At 58.2% G+C, this 18,606-nt stretch carries 20 protein-coding genes; 12 read left to right on the forward strand and 8 right to left on the reverse strand.

Annotation, left to right across the window (positions count from 1 at the left end; all coding sequences use genetic code 11):
• Positions 1 to 44: 44 nt before the first annotated feature.
• Complete coding sequence (locus ACA071_RS25025) at positions 45 to 647, reverse strand: peroxiredoxin (protein ID WP_054045198.1); 603 nt, start codon at positions 645 to 647, stop codon at positions 45 to 47.
• 315 nt (positions 648 to 962) lie between these two features.
• Between ACA071_RS25025 and ACA071_RS25030 the strand changes: the two genes are divergently transcribed.
• Positions 963 to 1,181 (forward strand): bacterioferritin-associated ferredoxin, encoded by a 219-nt coding sequence (locus ACA071_RS25030; protein WP_008057530.1) that lies wholly within the window; start codon positions 963 to 965, stop codon positions 1,179 to 1,181.
• Between the two features lie 198 nt (positions 1,182 to 1,379).
• On the forward strand, positions 1,380 to 1,853 hold the full coding sequence (gene bfr, locus ACA071_RS25035) for a bacterioferritin (protein ID WP_497641564.1): 474 nt from the start codon (positions 1,380 to 1,382) through the stop codon (positions 1,851 to 1,853).
• A 108-nt stretch (positions 1,854 to 1,961) separates the two neighbouring features.
• Here the strand turns inward: bfr and grxD are convergent, their stop codons facing one another.
• The 5 genes from grxD to ACA071_RS25060 all read right to left on the reverse strand — a co-directional run bounded on the left by grxD (position 1,962) and on the right by ACA071_RS25060 (position 5,556).
• Positions 1,962 to 2,303: a Grx4 family monothiol glutaredoxin gene (gene grxD / locus ACA071_RS25040; protein WP_497641565.1), complete on the reverse strand. Its 342-nt coding sequence runs from the start codon at positions 2,301 to 2,303 to the stop codon at positions 1,962 to 1,964.
• 97 nt (positions 2,304 to 2,400) lie between these two features.
• A complete protein-coding gene (locus ACA071_RS25045) occupies positions 2,401 to 4,506 on the reverse strand; it encodes a molybdopterin oxidoreductase family protein (protein WP_497641566.1) in 2,106 nt (701 codons plus the stop codon).
• 134 nt (positions 4,507 to 4,640) lie between these two features.
• Complete coding sequence (gene plzR, locus ACA071_RS25050) at positions 4,641 to 4,931, reverse strand: PlzR type 4 pili assembly inhibitor (protein WP_213938357.1); 291 nt, start codon at positions 4,929 to 4,931, stop codon at positions 4,641 to 4,643.
• A gap of 102 nt (positions 4,932 to 5,033) precedes the next feature.
• Positions 5,034 to 5,360: a hypothetical protein gene (locus tag ACA071_RS25055; RefSeq protein ID WP_497641567.1), complete on the reverse strand. Its 327-nt coding sequence runs from the start codon at positions 5,358 to 5,360 to the stop codon at positions 5,034 to 5,036.
• On the reverse strand, positions 5,350 to 5,556 hold the full coding sequence (locus tag ACA071_RS25060; protein ID WP_497641568.1) for a hypothetical protein: 207 nt from the start codon (positions 5,554 to 5,556) through the stop codon (positions 5,350 to 5,352). Before ACA071_RS25060 ends, ACA071_RS25055 begins: the two co-directional genes overlap by 11 nt.
• A 390-nt stretch (positions 5,557 to 5,946) precedes the next feature.
• Here ACA071_RS25060 and argF point away from each other — a divergent pair, with 390 nt between their 5' ends.
• Complete coding sequence (gene argF, locus ACA071_RS25065; RefSeq protein ID WP_497641569.1) at positions 5,947 to 6,867, forward strand: ornithine carbamoyltransferase; 921 nt, start codon at positions 5,947 to 5,949, stop codon at positions 6,865 to 6,867.
• A complete protein-coding gene (locus ACA071_RS25070; protein WP_497641570.1) occupies positions 6,864 to 7,973 on the forward strand; it encodes an ABC transporter ATP-binding protein in 1,110 nt (369 codons plus the stop codon). Before argF ends, ACA071_RS25070 begins: the two co-directional genes overlap by 4 nt.
• A gap of 103 nt (positions 7,974 to 8,076) precedes the next feature.
• Here the strand turns inward: ACA071_RS25070 and ACA071_RS25075 are convergent, their stop codons facing one another.
• Positions 8,077 to 8,859 carry a PhzF family phenazine biosynthesis protein gene (locus tag ACA071_RS25075; RefSeq protein WP_497641571.1) on the reverse strand — a complete coding sequence of 261 codons (783 nt, stop codon included), beginning with the start codon at positions 8,857 to 8,859 and terminating at the stop codon, positions 8,077 to 8,079.
• 20 nt (positions 8,860 to 8,879) lie between these two features.
• A complete protein-coding gene (gene ybaK / locus ACA071_RS25080) occupies positions 8,880 to 9,350 on the reverse strand; it encodes a Cys-tRNA(Pro) deacylase (protein WP_213938361.1) in 471 nt (156 codons plus the stop codon).
• 370 nt (positions 9,351 to 9,720) lie between these two features.
• Between ybaK and ACA071_RS25085 the strand changes: the two genes are divergently transcribed.
• The 8 genes from ACA071_RS25085 (at position 9,721) to ACA071_RS25120 (ending at position 18,526) form a co-directional block, all read left to right on the forward strand.
• Complete coding sequence (locus ACA071_RS25085; RefSeq protein WP_497645381.1) at positions 9,721 to 10,572, forward strand: MIP/aquaporin family protein; 852 nt, start codon at positions 9,721 to 9,723, stop codon at positions 10,570 to 10,572.
• A gap of 74 nt (positions 10,573 to 10,646) precedes the next feature.
• Positions 10,647 to 12,152, forward strand: a complete 1,506-nt coding sequence (gene glpK, locus ACA071_RS25090; RefSeq protein WP_497641572.1) for a glycerol kinase GlpK — start codon at positions 10,647 to 10,649, stop codon at positions 12,150 to 12,152.
• A gap of 95 nt (positions 12,153 to 12,247) precedes the next feature.
• The gene (locus tag ACA071_RS25095; protein WP_007916700.1) at positions 12,248 to 13,003 is read left to right on the forward strand and encodes a DeoR/GlpR family transcriptional regulator; all 756 of its coding nucleotides are present in this window, start codon (positions 12,248 to 12,250) and stop codon (positions 13,001 to 13,003) included.
• Between the two features lie 287 nt (positions 13,004 to 13,290).
• The gene (glpD, locus tag ACA071_RS25100) at positions 13,291 to 14,829 is read left to right on the forward strand and encodes a glycerol-3-phosphate dehydrogenase (protein WP_497641573.1); all 1,539 of its coding nucleotides are present in this window, start codon (positions 13,291 to 13,293) and stop codon (positions 14,827 to 14,829) included.
• Between the two features lie 440 nt (positions 14,830 to 15,269).
• Positions 15,270 to 16,184: a glutamate/aspartate ABC transporter substrate-binding protein gene (locus ACA071_RS25105; protein WP_497641574.1), complete on the forward strand. Its 915-nt coding sequence runs from the start codon at positions 15,270 to 15,272 to the stop codon at positions 16,182 to 16,184.
• Between the two features lie 193 nt (positions 16,185 to 16,377).
• Entirely contained in the window at positions 16,378 to 17,124 is a 747-nt protein-coding gene (locus ACA071_RS25110) for an amino acid ABC transporter permease (RefSeq protein WP_497641575.1), read from the forward strand.
• A complete protein-coding gene (locus ACA071_RS25115; protein ID WP_123410323.1) occupies positions 17,124 to 17,795 on the forward strand; it encodes an amino acid ABC transporter permease in 672 nt (223 codons plus the stop codon). The genes ACA071_RS25110 and ACA071_RS25115 overlap by 1 nt, the downstream gene beginning before the upstream one ends.
• Positions 17,792 to 18,526: an amino acid ABC transporter ATP-binding protein gene (locus tag ACA071_RS25120; protein ID WP_497641576.1), complete on the forward strand. Its 735-nt coding sequence runs from the start codon at positions 17,792 to 17,794 to the stop codon at positions 18,524 to 18,526. The genes ACA071_RS25115 and ACA071_RS25120 overlap by 4 nt, the downstream gene beginning before the upstream one ends.
• Positions 18,527 to 18,606: the final 80 nt, after the last annotated feature.

Consider the following 18,606-nt stretch of genomic DNA (forward strand, 5'->3'; position numbering starts at 1 on the left):
AAACCGGCCTCAACGGCCGGTTTTTTTATGCCTGACGCTTGGGCTTACAGGGCCGCAGCGTGCTCGGTCAGGTAAGCCGCAACACCTTCGGTGGAAGCGGTCATGCCTTTGTCGCCTTTTTTCCAGTTGGCAGGGCAAACTTCGCCGTGCTCTTCGTGGAATTGCAGAGCGTCGACCAGACGGATCAGCTCTTCCATGTTACGGCCCAGCGGCAGGTCGTTGATGATCTGCGAGCGGACAACGCCTTTGTCGTCGATCAGGAACGCGCCACGGAATGCAACGCCGTCAGCGGACTGAACGTCGTAGGCCTTCATGATTTCCTGCTTGATGTCGGCAGCCATGGTGTAACGGACCTGGCCGATACCGCCATTGTTGACCGGGGTGTTGCGCCATGCGTTGTGGGTGAAATGCGAGTCGATCGACACGGCAACCACTTCAACGTTGCGGGCTTTGAAGTCAGCCATGCGGTTGTCCAGAGCGATCAGCTCGGACGGGCAAACGAAGGTGAAGTCCAGCGGGTAGAAGAACACCAGGCCGTATTTGCCTTTGATGGCCGACGACAGAGTGAAGCTGTCTACGATCTCGCCGTTGCCAAGTACGGCCGGTACGGTGAAGTCTGGGGCTTGTTTGCCTACGAGTACGCTCATTGGATATCTCCTGGTCTAATAACGTGAAGAACTGGGTCCGCGTCAGCCTGCCACCCGCAAGCGACATCCCTGTGACACGAACCGCCTTCGCAAGGACCGACCATCATACACGGCGTTTTTGAGCTGTCCTTAACGGTTTTTCAGCGGCGGCAGAAATTCAGACTCGCTGCCGTTACTGTCGCAATGCCATGTTGGAAACCGTTCGTCAGCCATCGACGCTTATAACGCGAAGCTTTCAGAAAGCACTTTGACAATCATTCTCGTTAACATTAAGATCCATCGCAATTGAGTCACAACCAGCGACGGTTCTCACTTATGTATGTCTGCCTCTGCACTGGCGTCACCGACGGTCAAATCCGCGATGCAATCTATGAAGGTTGCTGCAGCTATAAAGAAGTCCGTCAGGCCACCGGCGTAGCGAGTCAATGCGGTAAATGCGCCTGCCTTGCCAAGGAAGTGGTGCGCGAAACCCTGACCAAGCTGCAAACCGCCCAAGCCGCGATTCCATTTCCTGTTGAATTTACTGCCGCATAATTACCGTATTTCAAAGAACCGGACTCAAGTCCGGTTTTTTTATGCCTGAAAATCAACCGCTTAGGGTCAAAACGCGGAACACAAACATTCTTATTCCGATTAATTTTCATATAATTTTCAATAACTTAGGTTTGACACTCCTAATTACGCGGCTCAAACTCTGCCTTATAGTCAGTTAATAAAGGGCAGGACCCCATCATGAAAGGCGACATTACAGTCATCCAGCATCTCAACAAGATCCTTGCCAATGAGCTGGTCGCGATCAATCAATACTTTCTGCATGCGCGCATGTATGAAGATTGGGGTCTGAACAAGCTCGGCAAGCATGAGTACAAAGAATCCATCGACGAGATGAAGCACGCGGACAAGCTGATCAAGCGCATCCTGTTCCTTGAAGGCCTGCCGAACGTCCAGGACCTGGGCAAGCTGCAGATCGGCGAACACACCAAGGAAATGCTTGAGTGCGACCTGCGTATCGAACTCGCCGGTCACGCGGACCTCAAGGTCGCGATCGCCCATTGCGAAACCGTCGGCGACTTCGGCAGCCGTGAGCTGCTTGAAGATATTCTCGAATCCGAAGAAGAACATATCGACTGGCTGGAAACCCAATTGGGCCTGATCGATAAAGTCGGTCTTGAGAACTATCTGCAATCGCAGATGGGCGAAGAGTAAGTTAGCCTTCGCTAAACTCGAGACACTAAAAAGCCCCGCCCTCTTATGAGGTGCGGGGCTTTTTATTGCCCGGGTTTCAGGCTTGCCTGAAACCCATGCAGAAGCGGATCAGGCTTCGGTCTTGCCAGCAGCGGCTTTTTCAACAGCGGCTTTGATCGTGGCCTGCAACGAACCGTCAGCAGCCATTTCAGTCATGATGTCGCTACCGCCGACCAGCTCACCACCGACCCACAGTTGCGGGAAGGTTGGCCAGTTGGCGTACTTTGGCAGATTGGCGCGAATTTCCGGGTTCTGCAGGATGTCCACGTAGGCGAATTTCTCACCACACGCCATGACGGACTGCGCGGCTTTCGCGGAGAAGCCACACTGCGGGGCATTCGGCGAGCCTTTCATGTAAAGCAGAATGGTGTTGTTAGCAATCTGCTCTTTAATCGTTTCGATGATATCCATGGAGCACCTCGGCTGAACTTTCCGACTCAAGGGTCGGCACGGTGGCGCATTGTAACGGAAACCCGAGCGCCATGCTCGGTCTCCCCGACAGACATGCTCAAGCCGCCGCCACGGTCACCGGCACGCCGTTCAACGCCGCATTTCCCGACAACTCATCGAGCTGACACTCGTCAGTCAGGTCATTGGCGCTGGACCCCGGCTGGCTGCTGGCGATCGTCATCTGCACCCCAGGCCGCGCATGGCCCCAACCATGCGGAAGGCTGACCACGCCTTTCATCATATCCAGACTGCCGAGCACTTCAACTTCGATCACCCCGACCCGCGAACTGACCCGCACCCGCTGCCCATCGCTGAGCCCACGGCTGGCCAGATCGTCGGGATGCATCAAGAGTTGATGGCGCGGCTTGCCCTTCACCAGACGGTGATAGTTGTGCATCCACGAGTTATTGCTGCGCACATGTCGGCGGCCAATCATCAGCAGCTCGTCGGCGGCCGGTGCTTGCAGTGCCGCGAAGCGTGTCAGGTCAGCCAGAATCGCCGCCGGCGCGGCCTGGATATGCTGGTTCGCAGTCTTGAGCCGTGGCGCGAGATTGGATTTTAGCGCGCCCAAATCAACGCCATGCGGATGATCGAACAAAGTCGCCAGCGACAGCTTGTGCTCCGACCCATCGCCATATAGCCCCATTCGCAAGCCACGGTCGATCATCTGCGCCGGGGCAATGGTCGGCTTGAGTTCCTTGCCGGTCTTCGCCGCAAACGCCTTGGCCAGGCCGACGAAGATTTCCCAGTCGTGCAACGCGTCTTCCGGCTTGGCCAGAATCGCCCGGTTGAAGCGCGTGACGTTACGCACGGCAAACATGTTGAACGTGGTGTCGTAGTGATCGTTTTCCAGGGCTGAGGTGGACGGTAGGATCAGGTCGGCGTAGCGGGTAGTTTCATTGATGTAGAGGTCGATGCTGACCATGAACTCCAACCCGTCCAGCGCCTGCTCCAGTTGCCGGCCGTTGGGCGTGGACAACACCGGATTGCCCGCCACGGTGATCAGCGCTCGAACCTGCCCTTCCCCACCGGTGAGCATCTCTTCGGCCAGGGCCGACACCGGTAATTCGCCGCTGTACTCCGGACGCCCGGACACCCGACTCTGCCACCGATTGAAATGCCCGCCCGAGGTGGACGCCACCAAATCCACCGCCGGTTCGGTGCACAGCGCACCGCCCACGCGGTCGAGGTTGCCGGTGACCAGGTTGATCAACTGCACGACCCAATGACACAACGTACCGAAAGCCTGGGTCGAGACCCCCATGCGGCCGTAGCAGACCGCTGTCGGTGCTGCGGCAAAGTCCCGGGCCAGTTGGCGGATTTGTTCTGCGGGCACGGCGCACAGCGGGCTCATGACCTCGGCGGTGAAACCCGCGACCGCCTCACGCACCTCATCCAGACCGTCCACCGGCAAATGACTGTCGCGAGTCAAGCCTTCAGCGAACAAGGTATTGAGCAGCCCGAACAGCAATGCCGCATCGCCGCCGGGACGCACGAACAGATGCTGATCGGCAATGGCTGCCGTTTCGCTGCGGCGCGGATCGACCACCACTACTTTCCCGCCCCGGGCCTGAATCGCCTTCAGCCGTTTCTCCACATCGGGCACGGTCATGATGCTGCCGTTGGACGCCAACGGGTTACCGCCCAGGATCAACATGAAATCGGTGTGATCGATGTCCGGGATCGGCAACAGCAAGCCGTGGCCGTACATCAAATGACTGATCAGGTGATGGGGCAACTGATCGACCGAGGTCGCGGAAAACCGGTTACGGGTTTTCAACAGGCCGAGAAAGTAATTGCTGTGGGTCATCAGCCCATAGTTGTGCACGCTGGGATTACCTTGATAAACCGCCACCGCGTTCTGCCCGTGACGCTCCTGAATCGTCGCCAGACGTTCGGCTACGAGGCTGAAGGCGTCTTCCCAAGCGATAGGCTGCCATTCACTGCCCACGCGCTGCATCGGCTGATGCAGGCGATCCGGGTCGTTCTGGATGTCTTGCAGGGCCACCGCTTTGGGGCAGATATGCCCGCGACTGAAGGTATCCTGGGCGTCACCCTTGATTGAAGTGATCTGTACCCGGCCTTCGGCCTCGGTGGTTTCGATGGTCAGGCCGCAAATGGCTTCACACAGATGGCAGGCACGGTGATGGAGAGTCTTGGTCATGGCCAGTCTCTATTTTGTTCTGGGCGGGCACTATCAGCCGCGGGAACAAAACTATGGCGCGTGCCCCGTCGCTGCGCCAGCGACGTTCGTCTTGTGAATCGGTGGCCATCAGGCCAGTCGATGGCCGCTGGCGATCAGTTCGGCGGCAACCTGGGTGGCGCCTGCAACTGGATTTCCTGGATGGTTTCGATCTGCTCATGGGCGACATGCACGCCGGTGAGCTCGCCAATCAGGCGCCAGTGCTCGTCAAGCCCGGCGCTGATAGTCGCCATACGGTCGATCATGCGTCGACCGGCGGCTTTGGTCACTTCGTCTTCACTGCGCATCAACTCAAAGGACATTGACGTCATCGAAGCAGTGAGATGGGTCAGAGAGCGGGCTGTAAGGCCGAGTAATTCCATTAACTGCTGTTCTTTCGATTCCATTCCGGAGGCTTCCTGCGTCGCTCGAGACTTAGTTATAACCCAGCACTTTGCATAAGCAAATGTTTCAGACCAGACACACTGCACAGAAATACCGAGTGAGCCTCACTGGGCCTGGGAAACTTTCAACGCTTTCTTTTTGAACGGAGAGGTCAGTGCTGTCCATATACCGCCGATGGCCAGCCAAAGCATGACGCCGGACCCGATCAGGATGATAGCTTTCTGGTTTGCCAGGATGCCCAGTTGATGAGGTTCGGCTTGATACACCTGCAAAGCAATATCAATGACGCTCACGACGGTAAACCAGGCGACCACCAATGCAGCACCGTGCTTGAGATCGGGTGTGGATCGGGCCAGTAGCGAGGCCCCCAGGTAAATTCCAATTGCGATCAATCCGCCAATTACCAAAAATTGGGTGGAATCAATCTGCACTCGCATCATCCCTGAAATTCTTCACACCGATAAAAGCGCCGACAATGGCCCCCACCAGTGCGCTTGGAACGCCAGGGTAAATAGAATTGGCGATAATCGCGAAGCCCATGACCGTGGACAGCACCGCCATATCAAACGCCGGAGACACACGACGCAGACGTGTCAGGCCAATGTTTCCGGTTTTATTGATCGACACAGAGCTCCCTCCTTGGGTGTTTGACTGGATTGAGTCGAAGATCCGCAACGGCGCCGATAATACCGGACCGCGGCCCCACCACCGGCACGCAAAACCGTAACAGCAAGCAACGCGCGCCATTAAAACCTGGCCCTCATTGGCCCGCCACGCTGCACTTGATTTGCAAACCCGCTTGGGCACCGTGTACAAATGCGGCATCCGGTTGTGAATCTCGAAACATCTGTGAAGCCGGAAAAATAAGCCTCCTATTGGTAAGACGCGACATTTAATTATAAGATCGCGCCTTCCCCTATTTCGTCGCCCCGTGCGGCTTACGCCGCAGGTCTCGCCCGTTTTTCAGTTAAACAAGGCTTTGAGTATCTGCGGTCTGTTGCAAAAAGGTAGTCAATGATGAGCGCAAGGCACTTTCTCTCCCTGATGGATTGCACGCCCGAAGAGCTGGTCAGCGTGATCCGTCGAGGCGTTGAGCTCAAGGACCTGCGTAACCGCGGTGTACTGTTCGAGCCTCTGAAAAACCGCGTCCTGGGGATGATTTTCGAGAAGTCCTCGACCCGTACGCGCATCTCGTTCGAAGCCGGCATGATCCAGCTCGGCGGCCAGGCGATTTTCCTCTCGCCCCGCGATACCCAACTGGGTCGTGGCGAGCCGATCGGCGACTGCGCCATTGTCATGTCGAGCATGCTCGACGCGGTGATGATCCGTACCTTTGCCCACAGCACCCTCACCGAATTTGCTGCCAACTCCCGTGTTCCGGTGATCAACGGCCTATCCGATGACCTGCACCCGTGTCAGTTGCTGGCCGACATGCAAACCTTCCTCGAACATCGCGGCTCGATCCAGGGCAAGACCGTGGCCTGGATTGGCGATGGCAACAACATGTGCAACAGCTATATAGAAGCGGCGATCCAGTTCGACTTCCAGTTGCGCATTGCCTGCCCGGAAGGTTACGAGCCTAGCCCCGAGTTCGTGGCCAAGGCCGGCGATCGTGTGACCATCGTCCGCGATCCACAGGATGCCGTGCGCGGCGCGCACCTGGTGAGCACCGACGTCTGGACCTCCATGGGCCAGGAAGAAGAAACCGCCAAGCGCCTGAAGCTGTTCGCCCCGTTCCAGGTCAACCGCGCCCTGCTCGACCAAGCCGCGACGGACGTGCTGTTCATGCACTGCCTGCCGGCCCACCGTGGCGAAGAAATCAGCCTCGACCTGCTGGATGACCCGCGCTCCGTGGCCTGGGACCAGGCGGAAAACCGTCTGCACGCACAAAAGGCCCTGCTGGAATTCCTGGTCACACCGGCGTACCACCACGCATGAGCCAGCCATTACTGCTCAACCTGCGCAACCTTGCCTGCGGCTATCAAGACCAGCGGGTCGTGCAAAACCTCAACCTGCATTTGAATGCCGGCGATATCGGTTGCCTGCTGGGCTCATCCGGGTGCGGCAAGACCACCACTCTGCGGGCCATCGCCGGTTTCGAACCGGTGCACGAAGGTGAAATCCAGCTGGCGGGCGAGACCATTTCCAGCGCCGGTTTCACCCTCGCCCCGGAGAAGCGCCGGATCGGCATGGTCTTTCAGGACTACGCCCTGTTTCCGCATTTGAGCGTGGCCGAAAACATCGCCTTCGGGATCCGCAAGCATCCGCAAAAGGAGCGCGTCACCGAAGAGCTGCTCGAACTGGTCAACCTGAAAAACCTCGGCAAGCGCTTCCCCCATGAGCTGTCCGGCGGTCAGCAGCAACGCGTCGCACTGGCTCGCGCCCTGGCGCCGGAACCACAACTGTTGTTGCTCGACGAACCGTTCTCCAACCTCGATGGCGAACTGCGGCGCAAGCTCAGCCATGAAGTGCGCGACATCCTCAAGGCCCGTGGCACCAGTGCGATTCTGGTGACTCACGACCAGGAAGAAGCCTTCGCCGTCAGCGATCATGTCGGGGTTTTCAAGGAAGGTCGCCTGGAACAATGGGATACGCCCTACAACCTGTATCACGAACCGCTGACACCGTTTGTGGCCAGTTTCATTGGCCAGGGTTACTTCATTCGCGGCCAGTTGAACACGCCGGAATCGGTGCAGACAGAACTCGGTGAGTTGCGCGGCAATCGGGCCTACACCTGGCCGATTGGCGGCGCTGTTGATGTGTTGCTGCGCCCGGACGACATCGTTTATGCGCCGGACAGTGAGTTGAAAGCGCGGATCATCGGCAAGACGTTCCTTGGCGCTTCAACCTTGTATCGCTTGCAGTTGCCGACGGGCGCACAGCTGGAATCGATCTTTCCGAGCCATGCCGACCATCAGGTGGGTGCGCAGGTGGGGATTCGTGTAGCGGCGGAGCATTTGGTGCTATTCCAGGCATCCGGCAGCACAGCGGCGCAGATCCCAGCGGTCGAATCCGGTGTCCGCCGCTACAGCACCGCCAGCTGATAGCTACCCTTGCAGGAGCAAAGCTTGCTCGCGATGAACGATAACGCGGTGTGACTGATCAACCGTATCAAGCCCATCGCGGGCAAGCCTTGCTCCTACAAGGTCAACTCAGCATCAGCGTTCCGCGCGCAACAAGCGTCGCCTTCCCGCCAATCTTCACCCGATCCCCTTCCATCCGACAGAACAACTCCCCGCCCCGGGCCGAGCATTGATAAGCCGTCAGACTCGATTTACCCAAGCGTTTCGACCAGTACGGAATCAAGCTGCAATGGGTTGAGCCGGTCACCGGGTCTTCATTGATGCCGATCGCTGGCGCGAAATACCGGGAGACAAAATCATGCTTGCCGCCCTTGGCCGTGACGATTGCCCCCGGCCACGGCAGTTTCGCCAGTGCCGCCATATCTGGCCGACAATCGAGCACCGCCTGCTCGGACTCCAACACCACCAACAGTTCATTCGAACCCAGCACATCCACCGCTTCCACACCCAGAGCGCGCTCGACATCCAAGGTCACACCGACTTCCGAGGGTACGATCGCCGGAAAGTCCAGCCACAGCAGCCCGCCTTCACGGCTGACGCTCAGCGGGCCGGACTTGCAGATGAAATCCAGGCGCTCGGCCGGTTCCATATAGATTTCAAACAGCACGAACGCGCTGGCCAGGGTCGCATGCCCGCACAGCGGCACCTCAGTGGTCGGGGTAAACCAGCGGATATGCCAAGCCTGACCTTCACGCACCACGAAGGCGGTTTCGGCGAGGTTGTGCTCGGCGGCGATTTTTTGCATCAACTCATCGGAAAGCCAGGCATCGAGCCGATAGACCATCGCCGGATTGCCACTGAACGGACGATCACTGAACGCATCGACCTGATGATATTCAAGCTGCATAACCTTCTCCCTAAGTCAGATCAGACCCGGCCGATATCAGCGAACTTCGCCTGGGTGTGCTCAGCCAGTACCGCGGGCGCCAACTCTACTTCCAGACCACGCCGCCCCGCACTGACAAAAATGCTGGCAAAGGGTTGCGCCGAATTATCGATAAAGGTGCGCAGACGCTTTTTCTGCCCCAACGGACTGATACCACCCAACAGATAACCGGTCGCGCGTTGAGCGGCCGCCGGATCGGCCATTTCGACTTTTTTCACCCCGGCGGCATGCGCCAGGTGCTTTAAATCCAGACTTCCGACGACCGGCACCACCGCCACCAGCAATTCACCTTTCTCACTGGCCGCCAACAGGGTCTTGAACACCTGCGCCGGGTCCAATCCCAGTTTTTCCGCAGCCTCCAGACCATAGGACGCCGCCTTCGGATCATGTTCGTAACTGTGCACGCGATGTTCGGCGCGAACTTTTTTCAACAAATCCAATGCGGGCGTCATGGCAGCTCCAGGCTTGGCGGCAGAAGAAAAATACTGCGCCAGATTCTAGGTCATTGAACCGCAAAAGGCTCTATTGCGCGGCTAATTCAAAGGCTTGGCGCGGCCCTGCTTCACGGGTTTACAGCCAACTCATCAGGCCATCAACACGATCATTCACAGGGCGAATAGTTTAAATGTGACCGATGGTTCACTTTCGACCTTTGACAGCAGCGTTTCTTGTCTATATTTTTTCGAATGCGAATACTGTAGGAATGATCCCGAAGTAGTACTCGGCAGTAAACCAAGATCAGGATGGGGATCCTGACTCGGTGAAAATCGCGCTTTGACCAAGATGACAAAGCGCCAGACAACAACAAAAATGAGGTTTTCGATGACAACTGCTTTGAAACAACCGCCACTCTCGAGCCAATGCATGGCTGAGTTCTTGGGTACTGCGCTGCTGATCTTTTTCGGGACGGGTTGTGTTGCCGCGCTCAAGGTCGCGGGCGCCAGCTTTGGCCTTTGGGAAATCAGTATCATCTGGGGTGTTGGCGTCAGCATGGCGATCTACCTGACCGCCGGGGTTTCCGGGGCTCACCTCAATCCTGCCGTGAGTATTGCCCTGAGCATTTTCGCTGACTTCGAAAAGCGCAAACTGCCCTTCTACATCATCGCCCAAGTAGCCGGCGCGTTCTGCGGAGCGTTGTTGGTTTACACGCTTTACAGCAATCTCTTCTTCGATTACGAACAAACTCACCATATGGTTCGTGGCACCCAAGCCAGCCTTGAACTGGCGTCGGTGTTCTCCACCTTCCCGCACCCGGCCTTGTCCACAGCCCAGGCGTTCCTTGTTGAAGTGATCATCACCGCCATCCTGATGGGCGTGATCATGTCCCTGACCGACGACAACAACGGCCTGCCGAAGGGGCCGCTGGCTCCGCTGCTGATTGGCCTGCTGATTGCGGTGATTGGCAGCTCGATGGGTCCACTGACTGGCTTCGCAATGAACCCTGCGCGTGATTTCGGTCCTAAGCTGATGACTTTCTTTACTGGCTGGGGTGAAATTTCCTTCACCGGCGGACGCGATATCCCGTATTTCCTGATTCCGATTTTTGCACCGATTGTCGGTGCCTGCCTCGGCGCTGCTGCCTATCGCGGGCTGATTGCCCGTCATTTGCCAAGCACCGAACCTGCTACAAAGGACGCAACACCGGCCATTGACGGCAAACCAAGAACTTCTTGATACCGTTGGCGCGTGATCCTGCCCTTTGATCGCGCGCCTGACCTCACTCCCTTATTTCGTCCAAGGCAATCGACATGACCGATATTCAGAATAAGAACTACATCATTGCCCTCGATCAGGGTACGACCAGCTCCCGCGCGATCATTTTCGACCGCGACGCGAACGTGGTCTGCACCGCCCAACGCGAATTCGTGCAGCATTACCCGCAAGCCGGTTGGGTCGAACATGACCCGATGGAAATCTTCGCGACCCAAAGCGCCGTGATGGTCGAGGCCCTGGCACAAGCCGGCCTGCATCACGACCAGGTCGCCGCCATCGGTATCACCAACCAGCGCGAAACCACCGTCGTCTGGGACAAAACCACCGACCGCCCGATCTACAACGCGATCGTCTGGCAGTGCCGCCGCAGCACCGAGATTTGCCAGCAGCTCAAGCGCGATGGCCACGAGCAATACATCAGCGAGACCACCGGCCTGGTCACCGACCCGTACTTCTCCGGCACCAAGCTCAAGTGGATCCTCGACAACGTCGAAGGCAGCCGTGAACGCGCACGCAACGGCGAACTGCTGTTCGGCACCGTCGACAGCTGGCTGATCTGGAAATTTACCGGCGGCAAAGTCCACGTCACCGACTACACCAACGCCTCGCGCACCATGCTCTTCAACATCCACACCCTGGAGTGGGACGCGAAGATGCTGGAAGTCCTCGACATCCCGCGCGAGATGTTGCCAGAAGTTAAATCGTCGTCGGAAATCTACGGCCACACCAAGAGCGGCATCGCCATCGGCGGTATCGCCGGTGACCAGCAAGCGGCCCTGTTCGGCCAGATGTGCGTCGAGCCAGGCCAGGCGAAAAACACCTACGGCACCGGCTGCTTCCTGCTGATGAACACCGGCGACAAAGCCGTGAAGTCCAAGCACGGCATGCTGACCACCATCGCTTGCGGTCCAAAAGGCGAAGTGGCTTACGCCCTGGAAGGCGCCGTGTTCAACGGTGGGTCGACCGTGCAGTGGCTGCGTGACGAACTGAAGATCATCGCCGATGCCACCGACACCGAATACTTCGCGAGCAAGGTCAAGGACAGCAACGGCGTGTACCTGGTGCCAGCCTTCACTGGTCTGGGTGCACCGTACTGGGACCCGTATGCCCGTGGCGCGCTGTTCGGCCTGACCCGCGGCGTACGCGTGGATCACATCATTCGCGCAGCGCTGGAGTCGATTGCCTACCAGACCCGCGACGTACTCGACGCCATGCAACAGGACTCCGGCGAACGCCTCAAGTCCCTGCGCGTAGACGGCGGCGCGGTGGCAAACAACTTCCTGATGCAGTTCCAGGCCGACATCCTCGGCACGCAGGTTGAGCGTCCGCAAATGCGCGAAACCACTGCACTGGGCGCCGCTTACCTGGCCGGCCTGGCGTGCGGCTTCTGGGGCAGCCTGGATGAGTTGCGCGGCAAGGCCGTCATCGAACGCGAGTTCGAACCAGCACTGGAGGAAAGCGCGAAGGAAAAACTCTACGCCGGCTGGAAAAAAGCGGTCAGCCGCACCCGCGACTGGGAACCTCATGAAGGCGCTGAATAAGCCAACGTAAGTACTCGTATCGGTATGTAACTGGTAGGGAGCAGATTCCTGCGGCATCATGGGCAAATTTTGCACGGCAGCCCAAAGGAAGCCCCATGAATCTGCCTCCCCGTCAGCAGCAAATCCTCGAACTGGTCCGCGAACGCGGCTATGTGAGTATCGAGGAAATGGCCACGCTGTTCGTCGTAACACCGCAAACCATCCGCCGCGACATCAATCAGCTCGCGGAAGCCAATTTGTTGCGTCGCTACCATGGCGGCGCAGCTTACGATTCCAGTGTCGAAAACACCGCCTACGCCATGCGTGCCGACCAGATGCGCGATGAAAAACAGCGTATTGGCGAAGCCATTGCGGCTCAGATCCCCGATCACGCCTCGCTGTTCATCAATATCGGCACGACGACCGAATCGATTGCCCGGGCGTTGCTCAACCACAATCACCTGAAAATCATCACCAACAACCTGCATGTCGCTTCAATGCTCAGCGCCAAGGATGATTTCGATGTCCTGCTGACCGGCGGCAATGTGCGGCGCGACGGCGGTGTGGTGGGTCAGGCGAGTGTCGACTTCATTAACCAGTTCAAGGTCGATTTCGCGCTGGTCGGCATCAGTGGTATCGATGAAGACGGCAGCCTGCTGGATTTCGATTATCAGGAAGTGCGGGTGTCCCAGGCGATTATCGCCAACGCCCGGCAGGTGATTCTGGCGGCTGACTCCAGCAAATTCGGGCGCAACGCCATGATTCGTTTGGGGCCGATCAGTTTGATTGATTGCCTGGTCACCGATCAGCAGCCAGTGCCGGCGTTGGCGCAGCTGTTGAGTCAGCACAAAATTCGGCTCGAAGTCGTTTAACCTCCCGTCGACACAGATCGTTCCTACGCTCCGCGTGGGAATGCCGCCTGGGACGCTCCGCGCCCCGCCTCAAGTGCCGACGCAGAGCGTCTATCGATGCATTCCCACGCAGAGCGTGGGAATGTTCTGTGCGTGAATGTTCGTAAATTTTCCTTTTTGGGCCCTTCGATCAGTATTTTCAATCGAAGTTGACTGGCTGTGGGCGGCTTTATGGGCTACCATTTTCGAAAATGAACATTAATGTTCGAATTCCAATATCGAAAATCATAAAAGCCCGAGGCCAGCCGATGCCCACTTCTACCTTGCCTACGCCCCCTCTCGCCGAGGTCTACGATATCGCCGTCATCGGTGGTGGGATCAATGGTGTGGGGATCGCAGCGGATGCCGCCGGTCGCGGTCTTTCGGTGTTCCTTTGTGAAAAGGACGACTTGGCCAGCCATACGTCGTCGGCCAGCAGCAAGCTGATCCACGGCGGCCTGCGCTATCTCGAACATTACGAATTCCGTCTGGTGCGCGAAGCCCTCGCCGAGCGCGAAGTGCTGCTGGCCAAAGCCCCGCACATCGTCAAGCAAATGCGCTTCGTGCTGCCACACCGCCCGCACCTGCGCCCAGCGTGGATGATCCGCGCCGGTTTGTTCCTTTATGACCACCTGGGCAAGCGGGAAAAACTGGAAGGCTCGAAAAGCCTGAAGTTCGGCCCGGACAGCCCGCTGAAAAGCGAAATCACCAAAGGCTTCGAATATTCCGATTGCTGGGTCGACGATGCACGCCTCGTAGTCCTGAACGCCATGGCCGCCCGCGAAAAAGGCGCCCACGTGCACACCCAGACCCGTTGCGTCAGCGCCCGTCGCGCCAAAGGCCTGTGGCACCTTAACCTGGAACGTGCCGATGGCAGCCTGTTCTCGATCCGCGCCAAAGCACTGGTGAACGCCGCCGGCCCGTGGGTGGCCAAGTTCATTCGTGACGACCTGAAGATGGATTCGCCGTACGGCATCCGCCTGATTCAGGGCAGTCACCTGATCGTGCCGAAACTGTACGAAGGCGAACACGCGCACATTCTGCAGAACGAAGATCAGCGCATTGTCTTCACCATTCCGTACCTCAACCACTTCACCCTGATCGGCACCACCGACCGCGAATACACCGGCGATCCGGCAAAAGTGGCGATCACCGAAGGCGAAACCGATTACCTGCTCAAAGTGGTCAACGCTCACTTCAAGAAGCAAGTCAGCCGCGACGACATCTTGCACAGCTATTCCGGTGTGCGTCCGCTGTGCAACGACGAGTCTGACAACCCGTCCGCCGTGACCCGCGACTACACCCTGGCGCTGTCCGGCACGGGCGAAGAAGCTCCGTTGCTGTCGGTATTCGGCGGCAAGCTGACCACCTACCGCAAACTGGCCGAGTCGGCGCTGGCGCAACTGGCCCCGTACTTCACGCAGATCAAGCCGAGCTGGACCGCGACGGCCACCCTGCCCGGCGGCGAAGACATGACGACCCCGCAAGCCTTGTGCGCGAAGATCCGCGACCAGTTTGACTGGGTGCCTACCGAGATCGCCCGCCGCTGGGCCACCACCTACGGCAGCCGTACCTGGCGCATGCTCGAAGGCGTACAGAGCCTCAGCGACCTGGGCGAACACATCGGCGGTGGTCTCTATACCCGCGAAGTCGATTACCTGTGCAGCGAAGAATGGGCCACCACCGCCCATGACATTCTGTGGCGTCGCAGCAAGCTCGGGTTGTTCACCACCCCGGACGAGCAGCAGAAGCTGGTGGCTTACCTGGGCAAGGTCGAGCAGAACCGCAGCAAGATCGAAGCGGCCTGATCGGGAATCCGGTTAAACGAAAGCCCCTGAATCGTGAGATTCAGGGGCTTTTTTGTACCTGCCCCGGTAGGAGCGAGCGATGCGGCGACCCGACTTGCCCGCGAAGGCATCACCTCGGTTTGCCTGATGTACCGCGTTTTCGTTCTTCGCGGGCAAGCCTCGCCCCTGCAGGTTACACGTGCATGCATTCGGTTTTCCGAACGCGACCCGCCAGTCGATTCGGTTTACCGGATAGCCAAGCCGTAAATCCAACGCCAAAAAAACTTAATACCCTTTTAAATCAACAAGTTGATTCATATCGCCTGGCCTGGCACGAGTCATGCTCTACACTCTTGGACGAATGTTCTGTCGTGCCCACCGTTCAGGTGCCGCCACGCATTCGAAGCACAAAAGGGCCGACGAACTGGCTCCATAAAAAAAACAATGTCGAGGAAAATTTGATGCGCATCGTTCCCCATATCCTGGGCGCAGCCATTGCTGCCGCTCTGATTAGCACTCCAGTTTTCGCTGCCGAGCTCACCGGCACACTGAAGAAGATCAAAGAGTCCGGTGTGATCACCCTCGGGCATCGCGACGCTTCCATCCCGTTCTCCTACATCGCTGATGCTTCCGGCAAACCGATGGGCTACTCCCACGATATCCAACTGAAAATCGTCGAAGCCATCAAGAAAGACCTCGACCTGCCAAACCTCCAGGTCAAATACAACCTGGTCACCTCGCAAACCCGTATCCCGCTGGTGCAGAACGGCACCGTGGACGTCGAGTGCGGCTCCACCACCAACAACGTCGAGCGTCAGCAGCAAGTTGACTTCTCCGTCGGCATCTTCGAAATCGGCACCCGCCTGCTGTCCAAGAAAGATTCCGCTTACAAAGACTTCGCCGACCTCAAAGGCAAGAACGTCGTGACCACCGCAGGCACCACGTCCGAGCGCATCCTCAAGTCGATGAACGCCGACAAGCAGATGGGCATGAACGTCATCTCCGCCAAAGACCACGGCGAGTCCTTCCAGATGCTGGAATCGGGCCGAGCTGTTGCCTTCATGATGGACGACGCCTTGCTGGCCGGTGAAGCGGCCAAGGCCAAGAAGGCCGATGACTGGGCCGTGACCGGTACTCCACAGTCCTACGAAATCTACGGCTGTATGGTCCGCAAGGGCGACGAGCCGTTCAAGAAGGCTGTAGACGACGCCATCGTGGCGACCTACAAGTCGGGCGAGATCAACAAGATCTACGACAAATGGTTCATGGCGCCAATCCCGCCTAAAGGCCTGAACCTGAACTTCCCGATGAGCGACGAGCTCAAGAAGCTGATCGCAAGCCCGACCGATAAAGCGGCTGACGACAAGAAGTCCTGATTTCTGACTAACCTTATCTCCTGAGAGGGCCACTGCCCTTTCAGGAGGTTGTCACTCCCTGCTGGCATATTTTGGAAACACTCGAACCGGTGGCTGTCGAGCCGATCGAGTGTGCCTGATCTTCAAGATCAGGCGGGAACGGAGCTTCCCCAGGCGGGCACCTGTACTTTGATCGATCCGAGGGGAGACCCTAATGAATTACAACTGGGACTGGAGTGTGTTCTTCAAGTCCACCGGCGTGGGCAGCGAGACTTATCTCGACTGGTACATCTCCGGGCTGGGCTGGACCATCGCCATCGCCGTCGTGGCCTGGATTATCGCGCTGTCGCTGGGCTCGGTCCTGGGTGTCATGCGCACCGTGCCGAACCGCGTCGTATCGGGCATCGCGACCTGCTACGTCGAACTCTTCCGTAACGTGCCGCTGCTGGTTCAGCTGTTCATCTGGTACTTCCTGGTGCCCGACCTGCTGCCGCAAAACCTGCAGGACTGGTACAAGCAGGACCTGAACCCGACCACCTCGGCCTACCTGAGCGTTGTCGTGTGCCTGGGCCTGTTCACCGCCGCGCGGGTTTGCGAACAAGTGCGCACCGGCATCCAGGCGTTGCCCCGTGGTCAGGAGTCCGCCGCTCGCGCGATGGGCTTCAAGCTGCCGCAGATCTACTGGAACGTGCTGCTGCCCCAGGCCTACCGGATCATCATTCCGCCGCTTACCTCGGAATTTTTGAACGTGTTCAAGAACTCGTCGGTAGCCTCGCTGATTGGCCTGATGGAGCTGCTTGCGCAGACCAAACAGACCGCCGAGTTCTCCGCCAACCTGTTCGAAGCGTTCACCCTGGCCACGCTGATCTACTTCACCCTGAACATGAGCCTGATGCTGCTGATGCGCCTGGTCGAGAAGAAAGTCGCCGTACCGGGCCTGATCTCCCTAGGGGGTAAATGATGGAATTCGACTTCTCGGGCATCGTTCCGTCCCTGCCGGGTTTGTGGAACGGCATGGTCATGACCCTGCAACTGATGGCGCTGGGCGTCGTCGGCGGGATCATCCTCGGCACGATCCTCGCGCTGATGCGCCTGTCCCACAACAAACTGCTGTCGAACCTCGCCGGCGCCTACGTTAACTACTTCCGTTCGATCCCGTTGCTGCTGGTCATCACCTGGTTCTACCTGGCAGTGCCGTTCGTACTGCGCTGGATCACCGGCGAAGACACGCCGATCGGCGCATTCGCTTCCTGCATCGTGGCGTTCATGATGTTTGAAGCCGCGTACTTCTGCGAAATCGTCCGGGCGGGCGTGCAGTCGATTTCCAAGGGCCAGATGGGCGCAGCCCAGGCCTTGGGCATGACTTACGGCCAGATGATGCGGTTGATCATCCTGCCGCAAGCGTTCCGCAAGATGACCCCGCTGTTGCTGCAACAGAGCATCATCCTGTTTCAGGATACCTCGCTGGTCTACGCGGTCGGTCTGGTGGACTTCCTCAATGCCTCCCGTGCCAGTGGCGACATCATCGGTCGCTCCAACGAGTTCCTGATCTTCGCAGGGCTTACGTACTTCACAATCAGCTTTGCCGCCTCGCTGCTGGTCAAGCGTCTGCAAAAAAGGTTTGCCGTATGATCTCTATCAAGAACATCAACAAGTGGTATGGCGACTTCCAGGTACTGACTGATTGCAGCACCGAGGTCAAAAAAGGCGAAGTGATCGTGGTCTGCGGGCCGTCCGGCTCGGGCAAATCGACCCTGATCAAATGCGTGAACGCCCTGGAACCGTTCCAGAAAGGCGACGTGATCGTAGATGGCACGTCCATCGCCGATCCGAAGACCGACCTGCCGAAACTGCGTTCGCGGGTAGGCATGGTGTTCCAGCATTTCGAGCTGTTCCCGCACCTGTCCATCACTGAAAACCTGACCATCGCGCAGATCAAGGTGTTGGGCCGCAGCAAGGAAGAAGCCACCAAGAAAGGCCTGCAACTGCTGGAGCGCGTCGGCTTGTCGGCCCACGCGCACAAGCACCCCGGCCAACTCTCCGGTGGTCAGCAACAGCGTGTGGCAATTGCCCGTGCGTTGGCCATGGACCCGATCGTCATGCTGTTCGACGAACCGACCTCAGCGCTCGACCCGGAAATGGTCAACGAAGTGCTCGATGTGATGGTGCAACTGGCCCACGAAGGCATGACCATGATGTGCGTGACCCACGAAATGGGCTTCGCCCGCAAAGTGGCGGACCGCGTGATCTTCATGGACCAGGGCAAGATCATCGAAGACTGCAAGAAAGAGGAATTCTTCGGCGACATCAGCCACCGCGCCGAGCGTACGCAGCATTTCCTCAACAAGATTTTGCAGCACTAAAAGCTACACGGCCGCCCCCGTAAGAGCTGCCGAAGGCTGCTCCTACGGGGGTTTCTCAGGGCTTGTAGTGGTTGACCCAA

The organism is Pseudomonas sp. LBUM1646 (assembly GCF_059716165.1).

Excerpts from the sequence above, each read along its gene's own strand:
- ACA071_RS25120 (WP_497641576.1), top strand. The coding sequence starts at position 17,792 with ATGATCTCTATCAAGAACATCAACAAGTGGTATGGCGACTTCCAGGTA.
- plzR (WP_213938357.1), bottom strand. The coding sequence starts at position 4,931 with ATGGAATCGAAAGAACAGCAGTTAATGGAATTACTCGGCCTTACAGCC.
- ACA071_RS25070 (WP_497641570.1), top strand. The coding sequence starts at position 6,864 with ATGAGCCAGCCATTACTGCTCAACCTGCGCAACCTTGCCTGCGGCTAT.
- ACA071_RS25105 (WP_497641574.1), top strand. The coding sequence starts at position 15,270 with ATGCGCATCGTTCCCCATATCCTGGGCGCAGCCATTGCTGCCGCTCTG.
- ACA071_RS25025 (WP_054045198.1), bottom strand. The coding sequence starts at position 647 with ATGAGCGTACTCGTAGGCAAACAAGCCCCAGACTTCACCGTACCGGCC.
- glpD (WP_497641573.1), top strand. The coding sequence starts at position 13,291 with ATGCCCACTTCTACCTTGCCTACGCCCCCTCTCGCCGAGGTCTACGAT.
- glpK (WP_497641572.1), top strand. The coding sequence starts at position 10,647 with ATGACCGATATTCAGAATAAGAACTACATCATTGCCCTCGATCAGGGT.
- argF (WP_497641569.1), top strand. The coding sequence starts at position 5,947 with ATGAGCGCAAGGCACTTTCTCTCCCTGATGGATTGCACGCCCGAAGAG.
- ACA071_RS25045 (WP_497641566.1), bottom strand. The coding sequence starts at position 4,506 with ATGACCAAGACTCTCCATCACCGTGCCTGCCATCTGTGTGAAGCCATT.
- ACA071_RS25085 (WP_497645381.1), top strand. The coding sequence starts at position 9,721 with ATGACAACTGCTTTGAAACAACCGCCACTCTCGAGCCAATGCATGGCT.
- grxD (WP_497641565.1), bottom strand. The coding sequence starts at position 2,303 with ATGGATATCATCGAAACGATTAAAGAGCAGATTGCTAACAACACCATT.
- ACA071_RS25115 (WP_123410323.1), top strand. The coding sequence starts at position 17,124 with ATGGAATTCGACTTCTCGGGCATCGTTCCGTCCCTGCCGGGTTTGTGG.
- bfr (WP_497641564.1), top strand. The coding sequence starts at position 1,380 with ATGAAAGGCGACATTACAGTCATCCAGCATCTCAACAAGATCCTTGCC.
- ACA071_RS25075 (WP_497641571.1), bottom strand. The coding sequence starts at position 8,859 with ATGCAGCTTGAATATCATCAGGTCGATGCGTTCAGTGATCGTCCGTTC.
- ACA071_RS25095 (WP_007916700.1), top strand. The coding sequence starts at position 12,248 with ATGAATCTGCCTCCCCGTCAGCAGCAAATCCTCGAACTGGTCCGCGAA.
- ybaK (WP_213938361.1), bottom strand. The coding sequence starts at position 9,350 with ATGACGCCCGCATTGGATTTGTTGAAAAAAGTTCGCGCCGAACATCGC.
- ACA071_RS25110 (WP_497641575.1), top strand. The coding sequence starts at position 16,378 with ATGAATTACAACTGGGACTGGAGTGTGTTCTTCAAGTCCACCGGCGTG.
- ACA071_RS25030 (WP_008057530.1), top strand. The coding sequence starts at position 963 with ATGTATGTCTGCCTCTGCACTGGCGTCACCGACGGTCAAATCCGCGAT.